The organism is Citrobacter sp. Ce006 (genome assembly GCF_030336535.1).
GTDB lineage: Bacteria > Pseudomonadota > Gammaproteobacteria > Enterobacterales > Enterobacteriaceae > Citrobacter > Citrobacter europaeus.
The window spans coordinates 73,520-95,028 of sequence record NZ_JAOWDO010000057.1; the positions used below are offsets into that span (position 1 = coordinate 73,520).

Genomic DNA, 21,509 nt, shown 5'->3' on the forward strand with positions numbered 1-21,509 from the left:
ATGGCATTATTCAAAGGATTACCAATTGTATTACTCGCCTTATCGCTCACCAGCCAGGCGGCAATTCAGCCTGACAGAACGCGGATTATCTTCAACGGCAACGATAAGGCCAGCAGTCTGAAAATTGAAAACCAGAGCAAGCAGTTACCTTATCTGGCTTACTCGTGGATTGAAGATGAAAAAGGTAATAAGGATGACTCTTTTTTAGTCGCCCTGCCCCCAATACAGCGGTTAAACCCTGGGGCAATTTCGCAGGTGAGAATTGTTAAGCAAGATAAAGCACGCTCGCTTCCTCAGGATCGGGAATCACTGTTTTACTTTAATGTTCGGGAAATTCCACCTGCACCAGAAAATAAAGGCAACAATGCCATCGTGCAGATGGCGCTGCAATCCCAGTTGAAATTATTCTGGCGTCCAGCGGCTTTGAAGAAAAAGCCGGGTACTGAAGTTGAACTTCAGCTCAAAGTTAGCCAACAGGGAAATACGCTGTTGGTTAATAATCCTACCGCCTACTACATTACGTTGGCTTTTTTTGGCAAAGACAGCAAAAGCCAATTGTCAGGCTTTAGCAGTAAAATGATTGCCCCTTTTTCCTCTGTCACATTAAATGCCGGCGGTTATAACGGAAATGCGTTCGCACTAGGATATATGGATGATTATGGCGGACTGCGCATGCTGAACGTGAAATGCCATGGTCAATGCGATCTTATCGTGCCGGAGGCCAGAAAATGATCCGCACGCTACGGTTATTTCTGCTGTTAATATTCATCGCACTCCCTTTTCGTTCAGCGCTGGCGGTTCACTGCTATCTGGGAGCCACCGGTGGTCCTGTTGAAGGTTATACCGCTATCGAGCCGTTTGCAGTCCCTAACAACGCCAAACCCGGGGACAAAATCTGGGAAAGCAACGATATAAAAATCCCCGTCTACTGCGATAACGCAACCTCCGAAAATGCTTATAGCAGCGAAAACGTCTACGCATGGGTCAATCCCTACACCTCAGTCAACGATACCTATTATCAACTGGGCGTCACCTATGAAGGCGTTGATTATGACGCCACGCAAGGCGCAGTGAGTATTGATACACATCAGTGCATTGATAATCAGAAGCTTAAGATCTATACCGCCGCGCAAATCAAAGCCAGTGGTTGGGAACATTATCTCTGTTCAGGTAATGCAGAAGATACGCACTATTCAAGAACGTTTATTGCCCGCATGCGCCTGTACGTAAAAGTGATTTCGATGCCCCCCCACGACTACGCCAGTAGCATCGGTGATTATATTCTGGTGCAGTTTGATGGTGTTGGTGGGATTAACGTCAGCCCGGATGCCTCGAACCTGAAATATCACGTCACCGGCTTAGATCAAATTCGCGTGCTGGACTGTAGCGTTAAATTCAATATTTTCCCGGAAAATCAGACTATTGATTTTGGTACCTTCAATAATATGGAGATTAACGCCAAAACGCTGACAAAAGCGTTCTCGATTAAAACAACCAAGAATCTGAATTCTGACAGTGGATGTACCGATACGTTTAAGGTTTCATCATCATTCTATACCACAGAAGAATTGGCAGAAAATGACACATCCTTAAGAATCGGCAATGGTTTACAATTAAAAATACGCAATACGGAAGATAATACGCTCTCAACCTATAACGCCTACTCTGAGTATGCCGAATTCGATACAGAATTACTGACCAGAGAGAAAAGTTATCAGGCTGAATTAAGTCAGGTGACTGGCGATACCGTAAAGACCGGCCCTTTCGAAACGGTGGTATTATTTAAAATTAACTACAACTAAGCGCAAAAAAGCCGATGACATTGCATCGGCTTTTTGCGTTTTACCCGTTCGTCTTGCGATTAGCTGGCTTTGCGCTCATGCGCCTGACGGTAGGCCACCAGATCTTCGATAGTAACCACCGCCATATTATGCTTGCCGGCAAATTCGATGCATTCTGGCGCACGCGCCATGGTGCCATCGTCGTTGGTCAGTTCGCACAGCACGCCTGCCGGTTTAAACCCTGCCAGCGTCATCAGGTCGATGGTTGCTTCAGTATGACCACCGCGGGTCAACACGCCGCCTGCCTGAGCACGCAGCGGGAAAACGTGCCCCGGACGGTTAAGATCGGAAGGTTTGGCGCCATCCTTAATTGCCGCACGCACCGTAGTCACACGGTCCGCAGCGGAAACACCGGTGGTCACGCCCTCTGCTGCTTCAATGGTCACGGTAAAACCGGTACCGTAGGCGCTGGTGTTATTTTCCACCATCATTGGCAGATCGAGCTGTTTGCGTCGGTCTTCAGTGATGCACAGGCATACAATACCGCTGCCGTGGCGGATGGTCAGCGCCATCTGTTCAACGGTCATTGTTTCTGCCGGGAAAATCATATCGCCTTCGTTTTCACGATCTTCGTCGTCAAGCACCATTACACCGCGTCCTTCACGCAGCGCAGACAGCGCATGTTCAACACGTTCGAAAGGCGTACCAAAAGAGGAAAGTAGCGTCTGATTCATGGTAAAAAAACCTCACTAAAATTATGGTTACCAGAATCAGGGCAGTCTTAGGAGTACCGTCTAAGCGGCAAAAAAATAACGTGAGCGGGTCCATGCCCGACTGGATCGTTACTCTCTCCCATCCGGACTCTAACCGTCGGCCCCGGAATTACACCGGATCTGCTGACCTTTTTGCCGTAACAAAAAGCGCTCGCGGGCTTTCAACATTCGTTGATTTACCGCCGGTGGGGAATTTCGCCCCGCCCTGAGAATAAGCGGGTTAACTATAACGCTATTGATTACCTTCATCAACGCCTTTGCTCGTCTTAGCTTCACACAATTCTGGTTTATGCCTGTGCCAGTTCGCACTACAATAGGCAGCAACACGTACCAGTTCAGGGAAACCACAATGATTGACCCGAAAAAAATTGAGCAGATTGCTCGTCAGGTTCACGAGTCGATGCCGAAAGGGATCCGCGAGTTTGGCGAAGACGTCGAGAAGAAAATTCGTCAAACGCTGCAGTCACAGCTAACCCGTCTGGATCTGGTAAGCCGTGAAGAGTTTGATGTACAGACTCAGGTTTTGCTGCGTACCCGTGAAAAACTGGCGCTGCTTGAGCAACGTCTGACTGAGCTGGAGTCGCGTGAAAAAACGGCAGAAGTTAAGCCTGCCCCCGCGATCCCGCCAGTCGATCCGCAAGAGTAAAACGACAACGGGCCGCAAGGCCCGTTTTTCTGTTAGTGTTCCAGTTCTAGCTTCCTGGCCTCTGTAGCCTGCTGGCAGTACAGCGCATAGCGTTTGCAAAACCAGCTACGATGTTCTTCATCCATGTTCCCAGTTATCGCCTGGATATCAACGGGATGGCCCTCAGCCTGCATCCTGGCAAAACTACGGGCCAGGAAATCGAAATTGTTCATTGAATACATATTGCTGTTCATGAGCATACCCTCCAGTTATTGAATATCTGCTAAGGCCATATGCTTTTTCTAATTTCAGTATTTCCCTGGATACGAAGTTATTCTGTACATATTGTGCGCAAAAAAACCGCCTGCTTCACAGTTTCCTACGAAATCTAAGAGGGGGATGACCCCCTTTTCGGATTTAAGGTCAGGGTGACGCATGTTATTGTAACGACATGTAAAAGTAAGGGGTAAAACCATTACTTTTGATACTGACAGGGAACGCAGTAACAGGAGGAAACAACTTGGTATTATTCACGGATTACAACAGCCCCTACCTGTTTGCTATTTCATTTGTACTGCTGATTGGCCTACTGGAAATCATCTCTCTGATTTTTGGCCATTTTCTTTCAGGTGCGCTTGATGCTCACCTCGAACATTACGATGCCCTGACCTCCGGCAATATCGGCCAGGCGCTTCACTATCTCAATATCGGGCGGATCCCGGCGCTGATCGTACTGTGCTTACTCGCAGGCTTCTTTGGACTCTTCGGTATCCTCCTTCAGCATGGCTGGGTCACGCTGTGGCAAGCACCGCTCAGCAATCTGCTGCTGGCGCCGGTGAGCTTTATTTTTGCGGTCTTCGCCGTGCATTACAGCGGGAAAATTATCGCCCCCTGGCTGCCACGGGATGAAACCACCGCCCTCGCTGAAGATGAGTTTATCGGCAGCATGGCAATTATTACCGGCCATTCTGCGAGTGCCGGAACCCCATGCGAAGGCAAATTTACCGACAAGTTTGGGCAGACCCACTATGTGCTGCTGGAGCCTGAGGCGGGCAAAGAATTCAAAAAAGGAGACAAGGTGCTGATTATTTGCCGACTCTCTGCAACGCGTTACCTGGCCGAGCTAAACCCCTGGCCGACTGTTTTATAATTTTATACAGAGGGACCTTATAGATGGATGATGTTTTAGGCATGTTACCTTCATGGATGTTTACCGCCATTGTCGCGGTGATCGTCTTAGTAATTATCGGGATTATTTTTGCCCGCCTGTATCGCCGCGCGTCTGCTGAACAGGCGTTTGTGCGTACCGGCCTTGGCGGGCAAAAAGTGGTGATGAGCGGCGGCGCAATTGTCATGCCTATCTTCCACGAAATTATTCCTATCAACATGAACACCCTCAAACTTGAGGTGAGCCGTTCAACTGTCGACAGTCTCATCACCAAAGACCGTATGCGCGTGGATGTCGTCGTCGCCTTTTTCGTGCGTGTAAAACCGTCTGTGGAAGGTATTGCTACCGCCGCACAGACGCTGGGACAGCGTACGCTGTCACCAGAGGATTTACGTGTGCTAATAGAAGATAAGTTTGTCGATGCCCTGCGTGCCACTGCGTCGCAGATGACCATGCATGAACTGCAGGATACGCGTGAAAACTTCGTTCAGGGCGTACAAAATACCGTCGCGGAAGACCTGTCCAAAAACGGCCTGGAACTGGAGAGCGTTTCACTCACCAACTTTAACCAGACCGAAAAAGTGCATTTCAACCCCAATAACGCCTTTGATGCCGAGGGTCTGACCAAACTGACCCAGGAAACGGAACGTCGTCGTCGCGAACGTAACGAAGTCGAGCAGGACGTAGAAGTTGCCGTTCGAGAGAAAAACCGTGATGCGCTGTCGCGCAAGCTGGAGATCGAACAGCAGGAAGCCTTCATGACGCTCGAGCAGGAGCAGCAGGTGAAAACCCGCACGGCCGAGCAAAACGCCAAAATTGCCGCCTTTGAAGCCGAACGTCATCGTGAAGCTGAACAGACGCGTATCCTTGCTGAACGCCAGATTCAGGAAACAGAAATCGAGCGCGAACAGGCGGTGCGTTCAAGAAAAGTCGAGGCCGAGCGTGAAGTTCGCATCAAAGAGATCGAACAGCAGCAGGCAACGGAGATCGCCAACCAGACCAAGTCCATCGCTATTGCCGCCAAGTCCGAACAGCAGTCTCAGGCTGAAGCACGCGCTAACGATGCGCTGGCCGAAGCGGTTCGCGCCCAACAAAACGTAGAAACCACCCGTCAGACTGCAGAAGCGGATCGTGCCAAACAGGTGGCGTTGATTGCCGCCGCGCAGGATGCGGAAACACAGGCCGTTGAGCTAACCGTACGTGCGAAAGCGGAGAAAGAGGCGGCAGAATTGCAGGCCGCCGCGATTGTTGAACTGGCTGAAGCCACGCGGAAAAAAGGTCTGGCGGAAGCAGAAGCACAACGCGCGCTGAACGATGCCATCAACGTGCTTTCCGACGAACAGACCAGTCTGAAATTTAAGCTGGCCCTGCTGCAGTCCCTGCCAGCAGTCATTGAGAAATCCGTTGAGCCAATGAAGTCTATCGATGGGATCAAGATTATTCAGGTTGATGGTCTCAATCGCGGCGGTGCAGTTGGTGAAGTGACCGCAGGTAACGTAAACGGTGGGAATCTGGCGGAGCAAGCATTATCCGCAGCTCTTGCCTATCGTACACAAGCGCCGCTGATTGACTCGCTGTTAAATGAAATTGGTTTGTCCGGCGGTTCGCTGTCGGCGCTGGCCGATCCGCTGAAAAACAGCCCACAGCCTGTTGAGAAAACGACTGAAGAATAAGATATAGAATTGCCGGATGGCAACGCTGACGCGTTTTATCCGCCATCCGGCAAACTTTCCAGGTGTTACTTATCGCTGTCTTTCTGGATCTTCTTGATGATATTGGTCGTTGAGCAGCCATCTTCGAAGTTCAGCACCAGCACTTCACCGCCGTTCGCCCACACCTCTTCGCTGCCCGCAATATCTTCCGGCTTATAGTCGCCGCCTTTGACCAGCAGATCCGGCAGGATGCCGGCAATCAGACGCTGCGGCGTATCTTCTTCAAAAGAAACCACCCAGTCGACGGACTCCAGCGCGCCCAGCACGATCATACGCTGTTCCAGCGGATTGACCGGGCGAGATTCGCCTTTCAGACGTTTGGTCGAAGCATCGCTGTTTACCGCTACGATCAGGCGATCGCCCAGCTTGCGCGCATTCGCCAGATAGGAAACGTGGCCCGCATGCAGGATGTCGAACACGCCGTTGGTCATCACCACTTTCTCACCGCGCTTGCGGGCGCTGGCAACGGCCCGTTTCAGCTCAGATTCGCTCATCACGCCAAAGCCAGTATCGGCCCGACCGCGCACGGCGTTTTCCAGTTCAATAGGAGAAACGGTGGAGGTCCCCAGCTTACCGACGACTACGCCTGCTGCGGCGTTAGCAAAATAGCACGCTTCTTCCAGGGAGTTACCCGCCGCCAGCGTCGCCGCCAGCACGCCAATAACCGTATCGCCCGCACCGGTCACGTCATACACTTCCTGCGCCTGCGTCGGCATATGCAGCGGCGATTTGCCCGGTTGCAGCAGCGTCATCCCCTGTTCGGAGCGCGTGATCAGCAGTGCGGAAAGGTCAAAATCCGCAATCACTTTCATGCCGCGCTCAACCAGTTCATCTTCGCTTTTGCACTTGCCCGCTACCGCTTCAAACTCAGACAGGTTCGGCGTCAGCAGCGTTGCACCACGGTAGCGTTCAAAATCGGTCCCTTTAGGATCGATAAGCACCGGCACCCCAGCCTTCCGCGCCAGCGCAATCATCTGCTGCACGCTTGCCAGCGCGCCTTTGGCATAGTCGGAGAGCACCAGTGCGCCGATAGACCCCAGCGCCTGGTTAATACGCTCGTGCAGCGGCTGCGGATCCACACCTTCAAAGCCTTCTTCGAAATCCAGGCGAATCAGTTGCTGGTTACGGGAAAGTACGCGCAGTTTGGTGATCGTCGGATGAGTGGGCACGGAAACGAAGTCACATTTTACGTTCACATCCGCCAGCGTTTTGCTCAGCGCACGCGCCGCGTCGTCAATGCCGGTCAGGCCCACCAGACGCGAATTCGCTCCCAGAGAGGCTATGTTCATCGCCACGTTTGCTGCGCCACCGGGACGTTCTTCGATGGTATCAACCTTCACCACCGGCACCGGCGCTTCAGGTGAAATACGGCTGGTAGGACCGTACCAGTAGCGATCCAGCATCACATCACCGACAACCATGACTCCTGCACGTTCAAACTCTGGCAGCGTTACTTTCATTCCTGTCTCCTGAGAGATTCTCTGAGGGTCTTAAAATTTGCGCGCGATAATAGCACACTTCACTCGGCAACCAGCCACTTCTGCCAGCTGTCACGCACCAGCGTACGTTCAGCGTCGAAGTGCTCCGGCGCCACATGGCCCGGAAGTTCCTGTAACGCAAGATGGTGAAGTTCATCGCGCAGCGTCGTATAAGCACGAGTAAGCGCCAGCGCTTCCTGCTCATCCATAATGTCGTTTTGCGCCAGTAACTCCAGAATGCGCACGTTATCCGACCAGCGCGTCAGCTTCGGTTTTTCATGCGCATAGCGCAACACCAGATATTGCGTAATAAACTCAATGTCGGTGATACCGCCTTCATCCGCTTTAATATCAAAACGATCGCGATGCTTATTGCCCAAATGGGCACGCATTTTCTCACGCATTTCGCGCACGTCGGTCTGCAAGGTTTTGCCATCGCGAACGAGGGTCATGATATCGCGACGAATCGCATCGAACTGAGAGGTCAACCGCGGGTCGCCGTATACCACGCGCGCACGTACCAGCGCCTGATGTTCCCATGTCCAGGCTTCGTTGCGCTGGTAATCGGCGAAGGCGTCGGTTGATGTCACCAGCATTCCCGCCGCGCCAGACGGACGCAGGCGCGCATCCACTTCGTACAAAATACCGGACGAGGTACGGGTGCTGAAAAGGTGCATAATGCGCTGCGACAAACGCAGATAGAACTGTCGCCCGTCAATCTCACGCTCACCGTCCGTCATCACGTCCATCGGACAGTCATGCAGGAAGATCAAATCGAGATCCGAGCTGTATCCCAGCTCCCAGCCGCCCAGCTTGCCATAACCGACGACGGCAAAACCGCGCCCCTCGCGTTCGCTAAGATGAGTGGGTTGCCCGTAGCGAGCAACCATCTGCATCCACGCTTGCTGGACTACCGCATCAATAATAGCTTCCGCCAGCCAGGTTAGGTGATCGCTTACCTTCATCACCGGCAGCGTTCCGGCGATATCAGCCGCGGCAATACGCAACAACTGCGTTTGCTTAAACTGCCGCAGCGCTTCCAGTTGCTGCTCTTCGTCATCTTCCGGCACGCGCAGCAAATACTGGCGTAACTCATCACGGTAGGCGTCCGTCGCGGTGGGTTGATACAGGGTGTTCGGATCCAGCAGTTCATCGAGCAACAGCGGATACCGCGCCAGCTGGCTGGCGATCATCGGCGAGGCGGCACAGAGCGAGATCAGGTGCTTCAGCGCTCCTGGGAATTCGCTCAGCAGCTCCAGATAGGTCGTGCGGGTCACAATACCCACCAGCAGCGGTGTAATGCGCGACAGCGGTACCGAGGCGTCGTCACGCGAACAGACATCGCTCAGCAGATGCGGCATTAAATGATCCAACACCTGCCGTCCGCGTGGGCCAATGGTGCGTTTATCCAGCTCTTTGCGGAAATCAGCAATCAGAGACAGCACGCGCCGGCGATCGTCATCAGCCAGATGCGTCAGCACCGGCGTGGTGTCATCTTCCTGCAAGGCGTCCTGCCACAGTTCGCGCCATTGTTCTGAGAGCGACTCTTCCTGGGTTTCAGCTTCGTCATCGCCAATCAGCTCGTTAAATACCCGGCGCACGTTGTTCATATGACTTGCCAGCACATCGGTTAACTGCTGCCAGTCATCGACGTTCATCCCCCACGCCAGCCGCGCGCGATTCAGTTCATCGCCAGGAAGCGTTTGGGTCTGTTCATCATTGATGCTTTGCAGCAGGTTTTCGAGGCGGCGTAAATAGAGATAGGCTGCTCGCAGTTGTTCCGCATCGGTATCAGACAGCAGGTGCAGCGCATTGATGGCGCTAAGCGTCGGTAACAGCGAGCGGGATTGCAGCGACGGCTCGCGCCCACCGCGAATCAGTTGGAATACCTGTACGATAAATTCGATTTCACGAATGCCGCCCGCCCCCAGCTTGATGTTGTCTTTCAGGCCACGGCGGCGCACTTCTCGGGCAATCATCCCTTTCATGTTACGCAGAGACTGGATCACGCTAAAATCAATATAGCGGCGGAAGACAAAAGGTCGCAGCATAGCGCGAAGCTCGCTGACGTAAGTGCCATCGGAATCGCCCATAATGCGGGCTTTGACCATCGCATAGCGTTCCCAGTCGCGCCCTTGTTCCTGGTAATAATCCTCCAGCGCGGAGAAGCTCAGCACCAGCGGGCCGCTGTCGCCAAACGGACGTAATCGCATATCCACTCGATAAACAAACCCATCCATTGTGGGCTGATCCAGCACTTTGATGAGCCGCTGGCCCATACGGGTAAAGAACTGCGCGTTATCCAGTTCGCGACGCCCACCCTGCGTACTGCCGTGCTCCGGCCAGGCAAAAATCAGGTCAATATCAGAGGAAAAATTCAGCTCGCCGCCGCCCAGTTTCCCCATGCCTAAAATCAGCAGCGGCTGCGCAACACCTTCAGGATTACAGGGCGTTCCCCACTCGCGACAGCAGGCGGCGTATAACCAGTCGCGCGCGGCGACGATCAGCGTTTCAGCCAGATGGCTTAACTGCTGCAAAATACTCTCTTCCGCCACCAGCGACAGCGTCTGCGCCCAGGCGATACGCACCATGATGTGACGGCGAAACAGGCGTAGCTCGCGCATCAGCGTGTTTTCATCGCTGACGTCGGCCAATGCTTGCTGTAACCAGTCGGCATAGTGTTGCCATTCATCCGCCTGAGGGGGCGCGCTTTCCAGATCTACCAGCCATTCGGGATGGGCAATAATGCTGTCGCGGACAAAATCACTGAATGTAAGCACTGACTTCGCCTGCACGCTAAGCGAGGACTCAGATATTGCTGCTGGCAGCCGCCCCACAACGGTCGGCCAGTACTGCTGTAACGGTGAAGAGAGCTGCTTCATTTATGGACATCCTTTGCGTATTGAGGCCCAAGGTATGGCCTTATAGGCCTGATAAGCGCAGCGCCATCAGGCATCCCGGTCTCAACCCTGATTATCGTTTACCGCTATGCAGCCAGAACGGTTCCAGCGCGATTGCCTCGTTGCGGAAGTGTTCAATTTCAATATATTGGTTGGCCGCAATGGCGTGACGCAGACCCTGCCAGTTGGCGATCCATTCCGAGGCAACATTTTCGTCGTAGTACCCCGCCAGCATCAGCATGCTATCAATATTGCGCGTCAGGCGTGGAAGTTGATCGGCGTACTGATCGCCAAGCGGCTGAGCAAAAGCGGTTTTCAGTTCAGCGGCATGGCGCGAAAGATGAGTATCTGAGAAACGCTTAAAGGAGTCGGCAATTTTGCCCTGCGCCTTCTCATCCAGGAACGACTGCCATCCTTTGGTCACCAGCCATTCGGTCAGGGCCAGTTTAGCCATTGCTGTTTGCGTGCTGTAAACCGCCGAAACGGCAGAAACATCCGACGCCATGACCGCTTCCGACTGGGTCAGCAAATCACGTAAGTGAGCGCTCGCTTTTCGCGGCACATTACCGCCAAACAGCATCAGTATGTGACGCACCAGGCCCATTGCCGCCAGCACCTCGGCTTTCGCTCCTTTGACGCCGCGCACCCACAGCTCTTCATGGTACTGCCACTGTGATAATGCCAGCTCCAGCGCCGCTTCCAGCCCTTGCTCAATGCTCGCCTTCGCCGGAACCTTCAAAATGCGCGTAGGTCTGAGTTCACGCGGCGCATTCCCCTGAGCCAGATGATAGCCACGCGCCGCTTTACTCAGACTGCCCTGGCGTAAGCCGGCTTGCGAAACCAGCTGGTTTGCCAGCTTCAATACCGCACGGGTATCGCCGCTTAGCAGTTCAAGTTCAAGCTCACAGATAGGTTCAGCAAACTCGCCCGCTTTCACTTCCCCAAGGTCGAGAGCCATTTCAATTCGACTGCCGTCAACATCAAGGAGCCATTTCTCACGATAAAAATCGGTACTGAACAGCGGCTGCACCTGAGAGGCAAGTTCAGCAGGCAGCTCGCCATCGGGCCAGACTTCCGTTGGGAACAGAGCGAGATCCAGCTCTGGCGCGTTTAGCGCAACGTTATATTCAGGCCGCTGATGCAGGCCGCCCGTCACCCGTCCGGCAATTTTCATGGTCATTTCGTAATGACCATTCTCACCACGAATACGCAGCCCCATATCGTGACCACGCAACCACGCATCCGGCGTTTCGTAGTAGATATTCAGCAACTGACTGGGCGCATGATGCTCCCCCCCCAGCGTATTCAGACGTTCACGTAGCGCATCTACAGCATCACTATTGACGATAAATTTTAATTCGATTTCCTGGGCCATGGTCTTGTACTTATGGGTTATGTCACAGTTGAGAAAACTGACTGCGAACTAAGTTCGTTCTTTATGGTCAGTAGATAGTATTTTGCGCCAAATTGCCATGCAACGAGCAATTTGACGGGCGTAAAAGTTTCGGGTGGTGGCTAAAAGGACACAGATGATTCCGATTGATGTCGAATGCTTTGCGTAGAGACACTGATGCCACTACTATCGTTCCACTTTCTATGACAATAACGACAGCCTGATGCCAAAATTACGCCTGATTGGATTAACTTTACTCGCACTTAGCGCCACTGCAGTTTCTCATGCCGAAGAAAAGCGCTATGTCTCTGACGAACTGAACACCTGGGTCCGCAGCGGTCCGGGAGATAATTATCGCCTCGTGGGCACGGTTAACGCCGGCGAGGAAGTTACGCTATTACAGACCGATGCCAACACTAACTACGGCCAGGTGAAAGACAGCACCGGTCGTACCGCCTGGATCCCGCTGAAAGAGCTGAACAGTACGCCGAGCCTGCGTACCCGCGTTCCCGATCTGGAAAACCAGGTTAAGACCTTGACCGATAAGCTCAATAATATCGATACCACGTGGAATCAGCGCACCGCCGATATGCAGCAAAAAGTATCGCAAAGCGACAGCGTGATCGACGGTCTGAAACAAGAAAACCAGAAGCTGAAGAACGAGCTTATTGTGGCGCAAAAGAAGGTCAGCGCAGCCAACCTTCAGCTTGATGACAAACAGCGCACCATCATTATGCAGTGGTTCATGTACGGCGGCGGCGTACTGGGTCTTGGTCTGCTGCTCGGTCTGGTTCTGCCACACATGATCCCAAGCCGTAAACGCAAAGATCGCTGGATGAACTGAATCGCCTTCTCCGCCACACTGACATATGATTAAGAGATCATAATTTCAAAAGGAAAGTGGCGTGAAGATTTATCTGGTCGGTGGTGCTGTTCGGGATGCGTTATTAGGGCTACCGATTAAAGATAAAGATTGGGTTGTTGTCGGCGCCACGCCGCAAGAGATGCTCGACGCGGGCTACCAGCAGGTAGGCCGCGATTTTCCCGTGTTTCTGCATCCGCAAACCCGGGAAGAGTATGCGCTGGCGCGTACCGAACGTAAATCCGGTTCGGGGTATACCGGGTTCACCTGCTACGCCGCGCCGGATGTAACGCTGGAGGCCGATCTTCAGCGGCGCGACCTGACTATCAACGCAATCGCCCGCGATGACGATGGAGAGATTATCGATCCGTATAACGGACGCGACGATCTGGAAAGGCGTCTGCTGCGCCATGTTTCTCCTGCCTTTAGCGAAGATCCGCTGCGCGTGCTGCGCGTGGCGCGCTTTGCTGCCCGCTATGCGCACCTCGGCTTTCGTATCGCTGACGAAACCATGACGCTGATGCGCGACATGAACGACGCTGGCGAACTGGAACACCTGACGCCAGAGCGGGTGTGGAAAGAAACAGAAGGCGCATTAACCACCCGCAACCCACAGGTATTTTTTCAGGTCCTGCGCGACTGCGGCGCACTGCGCGTTCTGTTTCCGGAAGTGGATGCTCTGTTCGGCGTTCCCGCGCCCGCTCAGTGGCACCCGGAAATCGATACCGGTATTCACACGTTGATGACGCTGTCGATGGCAGCCATGTTAAGTCCGGAGGTCGACGTGCGTTTCGCCACGCTGTGCCACGATCTTGGCAAGGCGTTGACGCCAAAAGCGCTGTGGCCGCGCCACCACGGCCACGGTCCGGCTGGCGTTAAGCTGGTCGAGCAACTGTGTCTGCGCCTGCGCGTGCCGAATGACATCCGTGATTTAGCCAAACTGGTGGCCGAGTTCCACGACCTCATTCATACCTTCCCGATCCTGCAGCCAAAAACCATCGTTAAGCTGTTTGATTCCATCGATGCCTGGCGTAAACCGCAGCGCGTGGAGCAAATCGCCCTGACCAGCGAGGCCGACGTACGCGGGCGAACCGGTTTTGAAGCGGCGGATTACCCGCAAGGCAGACTGTTGCGCGAAGCCTGGCGGGTTGCGCAGGCGGTGCCAACGAAAGACGTCGTTGAGGCGGGATTCAAAGGTCAGGCTATTCGCGAGGAGCTGACCCGGCGTCGCATCGCGGCAGTGGCATGTTGGAAGGAGCAGCGTTGCCCTAAACCCACCACCTAAACGGATATAACCCGTAGGCCGGATAAGGCGGAACGCCGCCATCCGGCACCACGGTAAGTCATCAGAAGAACACGACGTAAACGGCAGCCGCTACAACAAAGCGATAAATCGCAAACGGAATGAACGAGATACGCTTAATCAGCTGCAGGAAGGTTTTGATCGCTACCAGCGCCACGATAAACGCCGTCACGAAACCGACGGCAAACATCGGGATATCTGATGCGCTGAGAAACGACCAGCTCTTGTAGAGATCCAGCGCCGTTGCACCCATCATCATCGGCACGGCCAGCAGGAAAGAAAACTCAGACGCCGCGTAACGGCTCACGCCCATCAGCATACCGCCAGAAATCGTCGCCCCGGAGCGAGAAAAGCCCGGCCACAGGGCCAGACACTGGAAACAGCCGATCATAAACGCCTGCCGATAGGTCATATCATCCAGACCCGGCGCACGCGGCTCTTTCGGCTTCAGGCATTCTGCGGCAATCAGCAGCACGCCCCCTACCACCAGCGCATACATCACGTTGATCGGGTTAAACAGCGATTTGATGGTGTCGTGGAATATCAGCCCCAGCACTACGGCTGGGATCATCCCCAACAGAATATGTCCCAGCGTCAGTCGACCTTTGCCAGTACCTTCATGCGGGGCTTTGCCGAAGTGAATGCCAATCAAACTAAACAGACGTCGCCAGAACATCACCACGACTGCCAGAATAGAACCTAGCTGGATTACCACCTCGAAAGTTTTTGCGGTGTCACCCTCAAAACCCAGCAGGTGGCCAACAATAATCATATGGCCGGTACTGGAAACGGGTAAAAATTCCGTCAACCCTTCGACCACACCCAAAATTGCCGCCACCAGCAGCGAGTGCATATCACTCATTAATAAACCCCTAGATAGAGAAACCACGGCAAAAAAGAGCCGACGAAAGGACCCTTTTATACCCGTTTGTTTTAGAAATTATTAAATTAATTATTTTCTTTCAGATTATTGCCACGCTCAATGATAACCCCGACGTTCGCCGCACGGGCTACCGCGCCAGGTTTACTGAGTTTGATCCGTACCCAGGGAGAATTAAAGCGGCTAAGCAGCAGATCCGCCACCTCTTCCGCCACGCGTTCTACCAACGCAAAACGCCCACCTTCCACATGATTAACAACCGTTTGAGCAATATCAGCATAGCTCAGGCAATCAGCCACATCATCGCTTTTAGCCGATTTGCGGTTATCCCACGCCATTTCGATATCGAACACCAATCGTTGCTCGATCGTTTGTTCCCAGTCGTAAACACCAATAGTGGTGATTACAGAAAGTTGCTCTATAAATACAATATCCATCACGACCTGCCTGCTTTTTGGCTAACCCGGATACCACTTCCGGCGAAATATGCGTATTATCCACAGAAGTAGCGTTTTACACGACATTTTCAAAACGGAACAGCTTATGAGTGCAATCGCGCCTGGAATGATTATCTTCGCGTACCTCTGTGGCTCAATTTCCAGTGCTATTCTGGTATGCCGCCTTGCTGGATTGCCGGACCCGCGCGACAGCGGCTCTGGGAATCCGGGCGCGACGAACGTATTGCGCATTGGTGGCAAGGGAGCCGCCGTCGCGGTACTAATTTTCGACGTCCTGAAAGGTATGTTACCCGTCTGGGGTGCCTATGCGCTAGGCGTCAGCCCCTTCTGGCTGGGATTGATCGCGATCGCCGCCTGTCTGGGACACATCTGGCCAGTATTCTTCGGCTTTAAAGGTGGGAAAGGCGTTGCCACCGCCTTTGGCGCAATTGCGCCGATTGGTTGGGACTTAACCGGCGTGATGGCCGGAACCTGGCTGCTGACCGTCTTATTAAGCGGCTATTCGTCGTTAGGCGCTATCGTCAGCGCGCTGATCGCCCCCTTCTACGTCTGGTGGTTCAATCCCCAGTTCACGTTCCCGGTGTCTATGCTGTCGTGCTTAATTCTGCTACGTCACCATGACAACATTCAGCGTCTGTGGCGTCGTCAGGAACCAAAGATCTGGACCAAGCTGAAGAAAAAGCGCGAAAGAGATCCCGAGTGATTTCGATGTCGGATAGCGACGCGACGGCGTCTTATCCGGCGTGAGGAATGTGATACCCCTCCACCGGTTTGCCTAAACGGTTCTGACACCACGTCGCCAGAAACTCCACGCACACGCGCAGCTTCACGCTGCGATACAGCGGCTCCTGATAAACCGCCCAGATATTGGCGCTTTGCGCATAGTCCGGCAGCACACGCACCAGTTCACCGCTTGCCAGAAACGGCTGCAGGTCCCATTCGGAACGCAGCATAATCCCTTTCCCCTGAAGCGCCCACTGCAGCACAATCTCACCGCTGTTAGAGGAAAGATGACCCGCTACCTTGATCGACTTTTTCTCCTTGCCGTTATCCAGGTCCCACACCCCGTGAGTCATATCGCGTTCTTTGGTAACCAGACAATCATGCCGGCTTAATTCCTGTAGCGTCATCGGTTTGCCGTATTTTTGTAAATACATCGGTGCTGCACATAATATTCTTCTGTTTTTCGTTAACAAATGCGCAATATAATAATCAGGAATTTCGTCATTAATACGAATATCCAAATCAATATTATCCTGTGCCAAATCAATTTGCCGATCGTAAAGTTCAAAATGCACCTGTAATTCAGGATAGCTATGCATCAATTCGGTAATTGCCGGTGCAATATAACTGCGCCCAAAACCAAAGCTACAGCCGATACGAATCATCCCTGCCGGGCGTGTTTTGAGCTGCGTGACGTCATCGACCAGATGCTGATAGCCCGCAAGAATAGCCTGCGCATGTTCATAGCAACGTTGACCACTCTCCGTTAATGCCACACCGCGCGCAGAGCGGCTTAGCAGCGTCGCTCCCAGCGTGGCCTCAAGGATCTGAATGCGTTTCGTCACAAACGCCGGCGTTTGGCCAAGCGTCGCTGCGGCGGCGCTGAAGCTGCCGCTACGCACAATTTCGACCAGCACCTGCAGGTCTTTCGCCAGGGGATACGTGTTCAGCATGATCGGTAGATCCGTAATGTTGTTAACCGCAGTGTAATTCCCTCATGCGTATTAAACCCTGCCTTTGCGCAATTTTTATTGTCTTATCCGGACATCATTCACGAACTGTTAATTGGATATTCACAGTGGCAAATAATATAAAACCACACTTTTAATGGTAGTTTGTGACGGAGAATTTATTTCCAGACAAATAAAAGAACTGGAGTTAACAAGATGAGCAATCAAAATAACCAAAATGCGATAACTACGCTGACGAACATTGTCGCGGACTTTACCGCCATGATTTCTACCCGCATGCCCGACGACGTCGTGGATAAATTAAAGCAACTGCGTGAAGGCGAAACCTCGCCGATGGGTAAAATCATCTACCACACCATGTTTGACAACATGCAGAAGGCTATCGACCTGAACCGTCCTGCCTGTCAGGACACCGGCGAGATTATGTTTTTTGTGAAGGTTGGTTCCCGTTTTCCACTCCTCGGCGAACTGCAAAGCATCCTGAAGCAGGCCGTTGAAGACGCCACGGTAAAAGCGCCGTTGCGCCATAACGCTGTCGAGATTTTTGATGAAGTGAATACCGGCAAAAATACCGGTACCGGTGTGCCGTGGGTCACCTGGGACATCATTCCTGATAATGATGACGCGGAAATCGAAGTCTACATGGCAGGCGGCGGCTGTACGCTGCCGGGACGCTCGAAAGTGTTAATGCCTTCTGAAGGTTACGAAGGCGTGGTGAAATTTGTCTTCGAAAATATCTCCACGCTGGCAGTCAACGCCTGTCCGCCGGTGCTGGTGGGCGTAGGTATTGCCACCTCCGTAGAAACCGCCGCTGTTCTATCTCGTAAAGCGGTGCTGCGCCCTATCGGATCACGTCATCCGAATCCGAAAGCGGCCGAACTGGAACTGCGTCTGGAAGAAGGGCTTAACCGTCTGGGTATTGGTCCACAAGGGTTGACCGGGAATAGCTCGGTAATGGGCGTGCATATCGAATCCGCCGCACGCCATCCGTCGACTATCGGCGTTGCCGTCTCTACCGGCTGCTGGGCGCACCGCCGCGGCACGCTGTTGGTTCATGCAGACCTCTCCTTCGAAAACCTGTCTCACACCCGGAGCGCGTTATGAAAAAGATCCTCACAACCCCGATCAAAGCCGAAGATCTGGCAGACATTCGCGTTGGCGATGTTATTTACCTGACGGGTACGCTGGTGACCTGCCGTGACGTTTGCCACCGTCGCCTGATCGAACTGAAGCGCCCGATTCCTTATGACCTGAACGGCAAAGCCATTTTCCACGCAGGCCCAATCGTACGTAAGAACGGTGAGAAATGGGAGATGGTCTCCGTCGGCCCAACCACCAGCATGCGTATGGAAGCGTTTGAGAAAGACTTTATCGAACAGACTGGCGTCAAGCTGGTGGTCGGCAAGGGCGGCATGGGACCGCTGACAGAAGAAGGCTGCAAGCAGTTTAAAGCGCTACACGTCATCTTCCCGGCAGGCTGTGCGGTCGTGGCGGCAACCCAGGTTGAGGAGATCGAAGAGGTTCACTGGACGGAACTCGGCATGCCGGAGTCCCTGTGGGTGTGTCGGGTAAAAGAGTTCGGCCCGCTGATCGTTTCCATCGATACCCACGGTAACAACCTGATCGCCGAAAACAAAAAACTGTTCGCTGAACGTCGCGATCCTATCGTCGATGAAATCTGCGAGCACGTGCACTACATCAAATAACCCTCCCGGAGAGGCGCTGCGCCTCTCCCCTTTCGTAGGGATACAACAATGGCACCTTTAGCTGGTTGGTGGCGATACCTGGCTCCGCTGGTGGTCATCGCCATTATTGCTGTTCTGCCCGTTCCCACCGGTCTTGAGAGCCACACCTGGCTCTATTTTGCCGTCTTTACCGGTGTGATTGTCGGGCTTATTCTGGAACCTGTACCGGGCGCGGTGGTGGCGATGATTGGTATTTCGATCATCGCCGTCCTTTCGCCATGGCTGCTGTTCAGCCCGGAGCAACTCGCGCAGGACGGTTTTAAATTTACCGCCAAATCGCTGTCGTGGGCGGTATCTGGCTTTTCAAACTCGGTCATCTGGCTGATCTTCGCGGCCTTTATGTTTGGTACCGGCTATGAGAAAACCGGGCTTGGGCGGCGTATCGCGCTGATGCTGGTGAAAAAGATGGGGCACCGGACGCTGTTTCTCGGCTATGCGGTGATGTTCTCTGAGCTTATCCTCGCCCCCGTCACGCCTTCCAACTCCGCGCGCGGAGCCGGAATAATCTACCCGATTATCCGCAACCTGCCGCCGCTGTATAACTCACAGCCCAATAGCGCCAGTTCACGCTCCATTGGCTCATATATCATGTGGATGGGCATTGTCGCCGACTGCGTTACCAGCGCTATTTTCTTAACGGCGATGGCACCGAACCTGCTGTTGATCGGCCTGATGAAAGGAGCCTCCCACACGGCGCTGAGCTGGGGCGACTGGTTCTTAGGCATGCTGCCGCTGAGCATTTTACTGGTGCTGATTGTGCCCTGGCTGGCGTACGTGTTGTATCCACCGGTGCTGAAATCCGGCGATCAGGTTCCGCGCTGGGCGGATGCGGAGCTAAAAGCGATGGGACCGCTCTGCGCTCGCGAGAAAAAGATGCTGGTGCTGATGGTCGGCGCGCTGGTGCTGTGGATCTTCGGCGGCGATTACATTGACGCTGCGATGGTCGGATACAGCGTGGTGGCGTTGATGCTGGTACTGCGCATCATTAGCTGGGATGACATTATCAGCAATAAAGCCGCGTGGAACGTCTTTTTCTGGCTGGCCTCGCTGATCACGCTGGCCACCGGGCTCAATAACACCGGTTTTATTACCTGGTTTGGCAAGCTGCTGGCAAACGGGCTGAGCGGCTATTCGCCAATGATGGTGATGGTGGCGCTGATCGTGGTTTTCTATCTGCTGCGCTACTTCTTTGCCAGCGCCACGGCGTATACCTCCGCCCTGGCGCCGATGATGATTGCCGCCGCGCTGGCAATGCCGGAAATCCCGCTTCCGGTCTTCTGCCTGATGGTCGGCGCAGCCATTGGCCTCGGAAGCATTCTGACCCCGTACGCCACCGGTCCCAGCCCTATCTACTATGGCAGCGGCTACTTGCCAACGGCGGATTACTGGCGACTCGGTGCTATTTTTGGCCTGATTTTCCTCGTGCTGCTGGTGATTACCGGTCTGGTCTGGATGCCCCTCGTTTTACTGTAAGACTCTGGTGGGGCGGCGTATTGCCGCCCCTTTATCCATAAGCTTCTCATATGATCGATTTCCCGATGCGCTGAGGCATACTTTTTTGTATGCAAACACCCTCATGCTGATAAGGGAAACGCTCTGGACACGGTTGCGCACGAGACACTCACACGGGGCTGGCAGGCCGAACTGGATCTGCATTTTACCCGCACCGGGCACAAAACGGTGCTCGTCTCGGCGCGCCATCAGGGTCCATTGACGGTTCAGCGCCCGTTTTACCCGGAAGAGGACGTTTGCCATCTCTATTTGCTTCATCCACCGGCGGGGATCGTCGGCGGGGATGAGCTCCATATCGCCGTAACGCTCGACGAAAACAGCCACGCGTTAATCACCCAGCCAGGCGCGGGAAAATTTTATCGCAGCCGCGGACCACAGGCATTGTTGCGCCAGCATTTCACGCTTGCCTCACACGCCACGCTGGAGTGGCTGCCGCAGGATACGATCCTCTTTCCCGGTGCCAACGCCGCTATTCAGACCGTCTTTCATCTGACATCCGCAAGCCACCTGCTGGCCTGGGATCTGCTGTGTCTTGGGCGACCGGTTATGCAGGAAGTCTTCAGCCACGGCACGCTGCAAAACCGTCTGGAAGTGTGGCGGGATGGGCAGCCGCTGCTGATAGAACGCTTGCAATTGCGAGAGGGGAATCTGAGCGGCGTCGCGCACTTTCCCTGGGTCGGCACGTTACTGTGTTATCCGGCCAGCGAACTCATGCTGGAGGGCACCCGCGAGCGGCTTACGTCACTTGGCGATTACGCCGGGGCAACGCTTAACGACTCGCTGCTGACAATTCGCTTTCTTGCCGACGACAACCTGGTTGTTCAGCGCGTTATGCGTGACATCTGGCAATTTCTGCGCCCGCTGCTGACGCACAAAGTGCCCGTACTACCGCGAATCTGGCAAACCTAAGAGAATCCTTATGGAACTGACCCCCAGAGAAAAAGACAAGCTGTTGCTGTTTACCGCCGCGCTGGTGGCGGAACGTCGCCTGGCCCGCGGGCTTAAGCTGAACTACCCGGAATCGGTGGCGCTGATTAGCGCTTTCATCATGGAAGGGGCACGCGACGGGCAAACCGTGGCCGCGTTGATGGAGGACGGGCGTCACGTCCTGCGCCGCGATCAGGTGATGGAAGGCGTGCCGGAAATGATCCCGGATATTCAGGTTGAAGCCACCTTTCCGGACGGTTCGAAGCTGGTCACCGTCCACAATCCGATCGTCTAAGGA

21 protein-coding genes and 1 riboswitch are annotated in these 21,509 nt (G+C 53.9%); of the genes, 13 read left to right on the plus strand and 8 right to left on the minus strand.

Going from position 1 to position 21,509, the window contains the following annotated elements:
- Both OGV94_RS04835 and OGV94_RS04840 read left to right on the plus strand, forming a co-directional pair.
- The gene (locus OGV94_RS04835; protein WP_075145618.1) at positions 1 to 732 is read left to right on the plus strand and encodes a fimbrial biogenesis chaperone; all 732 of its coding nucleotides are present in this window, start codon (positions 1 to 3) and stop codon (positions 730 to 732) included.
- Positions 729 to 1,802 carry a fimbrial protein gene (locus OGV94_RS04840; protein ID WP_047408556.1) on the plus strand — a complete coding sequence of 358 codons (1,074 nt, stop codon included), beginning with the start codon at positions 729 to 731 and terminating at the stop codon, positions 1,800 to 1,802. Before OGV94_RS04835 ends, OGV94_RS04840 begins: the two co-directional genes overlap by 4 nt.
- 59 nt (positions 1,803 to 1,861) lie before the next feature.
- On the opposite strand, the gene ribB is transcribed toward OGV94_RS04840, so the two are convergent.
- The gene (gene ribB / locus OGV94_RS04845) at positions 1,862 to 2,515 is read right to left on the minus strand and encodes a 3,4-dihydroxy-2-butanone-4-phosphate synthase (RefSeq protein WP_003828424.1); all 654 of its coding nucleotides are present in this window, start codon (positions 2,513 to 2,515) and stop codon (positions 1,862 to 1,864) included.
- Between the two features lie 106 nt (positions 2,516 to 2,621).
- Positions 2,622 to 2,771, minus strand: a riboswitch (FMN riboswitch).
- Positions 2,772 to 2,903: 132 nt separating this feature from the next.
- Between ribB and ubiK the strand changes: the two genes are divergently transcribed.
- Positions 2,904 to 3,200 carry a ubiquinone biosynthesis accessory factor UbiK gene (gene ubiK / locus OGV94_RS04850; RefSeq protein ID WP_032940759.1) on the plus strand — a complete coding sequence of 99 codons (297 nt, stop codon included), beginning with the start codon at positions 2,904 to 2,906 and terminating at the stop codon, positions 3,198 to 3,200.
- A gap of 32 nt (positions 3,201 to 3,232) precedes the next feature.
- Here the strand turns inward: ubiK and glgS are convergent, their stop codons facing one another.
- Positions 3,233 to 3,439, minus strand: a complete 207-nt coding sequence (gene glgS / locus OGV94_RS04855; RefSeq protein WP_019077704.1) for a cell surface composition regulator GlgS — start codon at positions 3,437 to 3,439, stop codon at positions 3,233 to 3,235.
- A 260-nt stretch (positions 3,440 to 3,699) separates the two neighbouring features.
- Between glgS and OGV94_RS04860 the strand changes: the two genes are divergently transcribed.
- Together OGV94_RS04860 and OGV94_RS04865 are read left to right on the plus strand one after the other, a co-directional pair.
- On the plus strand, positions 3,700 to 4,329 hold the full coding sequence (locus OGV94_RS04860; RefSeq protein ID WP_047408545.1) for an OB-fold-containig protein: 630 nt from the start codon (positions 3,700 to 3,702) through the stop codon (positions 4,327 to 4,329).
- Between the two features lie 23 nt (positions 4,330 to 4,352).
- On the plus strand, positions 4,353 to 6,020 hold the full coding sequence (locus tag OGV94_RS04865; protein ID WP_075145616.1) for a flotillin family protein: 1,668 nt from the start codon (positions 4,353 to 4,355) through the stop codon (positions 6,018 to 6,020).
- A 65-nt stretch (positions 6,021 to 6,085) separates the two neighbouring features.
- Here OGV94_RS04865 and hldE read toward each other — a convergent pair whose 3' ends face one another.
- From hldE to OGV94_RS04880, 3 genes are all read right to left on the minus strand, one after another.
- A complete protein-coding gene (hldE, locus tag OGV94_RS04870; protein WP_286522739.1) occupies positions 6,086 to 7,519 on the minus strand; it encodes a bifunctional D-glycero-beta-D-manno-heptose-7-phosphate kinase/D-glycero-beta-D-manno-heptose 1-phosphate adenylyltransferase HldE in 1,434 nt (477 codons plus the stop codon).
- A 59-nt stretch (positions 7,520 to 7,578) separates the two neighbouring features.
- The gene (gene glnE, locus OGV94_RS04875; protein WP_286522741.1) at positions 7,579 to 10,419 is read right to left on the minus strand and encodes a bifunctional [glutamate--ammonia ligase]-adenylyl-L-tyrosine phosphorylase/[glutamate--ammonia-ligase] adenylyltransferase; all 2,841 of its coding nucleotides are present in this window, start codon (positions 10,417 to 10,419) and stop codon (positions 7,579 to 7,581) included.
- A gap of 91 nt (positions 10,420 to 10,510) precedes the next feature.
- Positions 10,511 to 11,812 carry a CYTH domain-containing protein gene (locus OGV94_RS04880; RefSeq protein WP_043017655.1) on the minus strand — a complete coding sequence of 434 codons (1,302 nt, stop codon included), beginning with the start codon at positions 11,810 to 11,812 and terminating at the stop codon, positions 10,511 to 10,513.
- A gap of 241 nt (positions 11,813 to 12,053) precedes the next feature.
- Here OGV94_RS04880 and OGV94_RS04885 point away from each other — a divergent pair, with 241 nt between their 5' ends.
- Together OGV94_RS04885 and OGV94_RS04890 are read left to right on the plus strand one after the other, a co-directional pair.
- Positions 12,054 to 12,674, plus strand: a complete 621-nt coding sequence (locus OGV94_RS04885; protein ID WP_043017656.1) for a TIGR04211 family SH3 domain-containing protein — start codon at positions 12,054 to 12,056, stop codon at positions 12,672 to 12,674.
- 61 nt (positions 12,675 to 12,735) lie between these two features.
- On the plus strand, positions 12,736 to 13,977 hold the full coding sequence (locus OGV94_RS04890) for a multifunctional CCA addition/repair protein (protein WP_080626079.1): 1,242 nt from the start codon (positions 12,736 to 12,738) through the stop codon (positions 13,975 to 13,977).
- A 61-nt stretch (positions 13,978 to 14,038) separates the two neighbouring features.
- On the opposite strand, the gene bacA is transcribed toward OGV94_RS04890, so the two are convergent.
- Together bacA and folB are read right to left on the minus strand one after the other, a co-directional pair.
- Positions 14,039 to 14,857 (minus strand): undecaprenyl-diphosphate phosphatase, encoded by an 819-nt coding sequence (gene bacA, locus OGV94_RS04895; protein WP_003024655.1) that lies wholly within the window; start codon positions 14,855 to 14,857, stop codon positions 14,039 to 14,041.
- 86 nt (positions 14,858 to 14,943) lie between these two features.
- Positions 14,944 to 15,312, minus strand: a complete 369-nt coding sequence (gene folB / locus OGV94_RS04900) for a bifunctional dihydroneopterin aldolase/7,8-dihydroneopterin epimerase (protein WP_003024659.1) — start codon at positions 15,310 to 15,312, stop codon at positions 14,944 to 14,946.
- Between the two features lie 106 nt (positions 15,313 to 15,418).
- Between folB and plsY the strand changes: the two genes are divergently transcribed.
- The gene (plsY, locus tag OGV94_RS04905) at positions 15,419 to 16,036 is read left to right on the plus strand and encodes a glycerol-3-phosphate 1-O-acyltransferase PlsY (protein WP_003828443.1); all 618 of its coding nucleotides are present in this window, start codon (positions 15,419 to 15,421) and stop codon (positions 16,034 to 16,036) included.
- Positions 16,037 to 16,067: 31 nt separating this feature from the next.
- Here the strand turns inward: plsY and ttdR are convergent, their stop codons facing one another.
- Positions 16,068 to 17,009 (minus strand): L-tartrate utilization transcriptional activator TtdR, encoded by a 942-nt coding sequence (gene ttdR, locus OGV94_RS04910; protein WP_047408535.1) that lies wholly within the window; start codon positions 17,007 to 17,009, stop codon positions 16,068 to 16,070.
- Positions 17,010 to 17,222: 213 nt separating this feature from the next.
- Here ttdR and ttdA point away from each other — a divergent pair, with 213 nt between their 5' ends.
- From ttdA to OGV94_RS04935, 5 genes are all read left to right on the plus strand, one after another.
- On the plus strand, positions 17,223 to 18,131 hold the full coding sequence (ttdA, locus tag OGV94_RS04915) for a L(+)-tartrate dehydratase subunit alpha (RefSeq protein ID WP_016154538.1): 909 nt from the start codon (positions 17,223 to 17,225) through the stop codon (positions 18,129 to 18,131).
- Positions 18,128 to 18,733, plus strand: coding sequence for a L(+)-tartrate dehydratase subunit beta (ttdB, locus tag OGV94_RS04920; protein ID WP_003828447.1), 606 nt, complete (start codon positions 18,128 to 18,130; stop codon positions 18,731 to 18,733). The genes ttdA and ttdB overlap by 4 nt, the downstream gene beginning before the upstream one ends.
- A 48-nt stretch (positions 18,734 to 18,781) precedes the next feature.
- Complete coding sequence (locus OGV94_RS04925; protein WP_075145613.1) at positions 18,782 to 20,245, plus strand: anion permease; 1,464 nt, start codon at positions 18,782 to 18,784, stop codon at positions 20,243 to 20,245.
- A 123-nt stretch (positions 20,246 to 20,368) separates the two neighbouring features.
- Positions 20,369 to 21,193 carry an urease accessory protein UreD gene (locus OGV94_RS04930; RefSeq protein ID WP_196770178.1) on the plus strand — a complete coding sequence of 275 codons (825 nt, stop codon included), beginning with the start codon at positions 20,369 to 20,371 and terminating at the stop codon, positions 21,191 to 21,193.
- A gap of 10 nt (positions 21,194 to 21,203) precedes the next feature.
- Complete coding sequence (locus tag OGV94_RS04935; protein ID WP_003024678.1) at positions 21,204 to 21,506, plus strand: urease subunit gamma; 303 nt, start codon at positions 21,204 to 21,206, stop codon at positions 21,504 to 21,506.
- Positions 21,507 to 21,509: the final 3 nt, after the last annotated feature.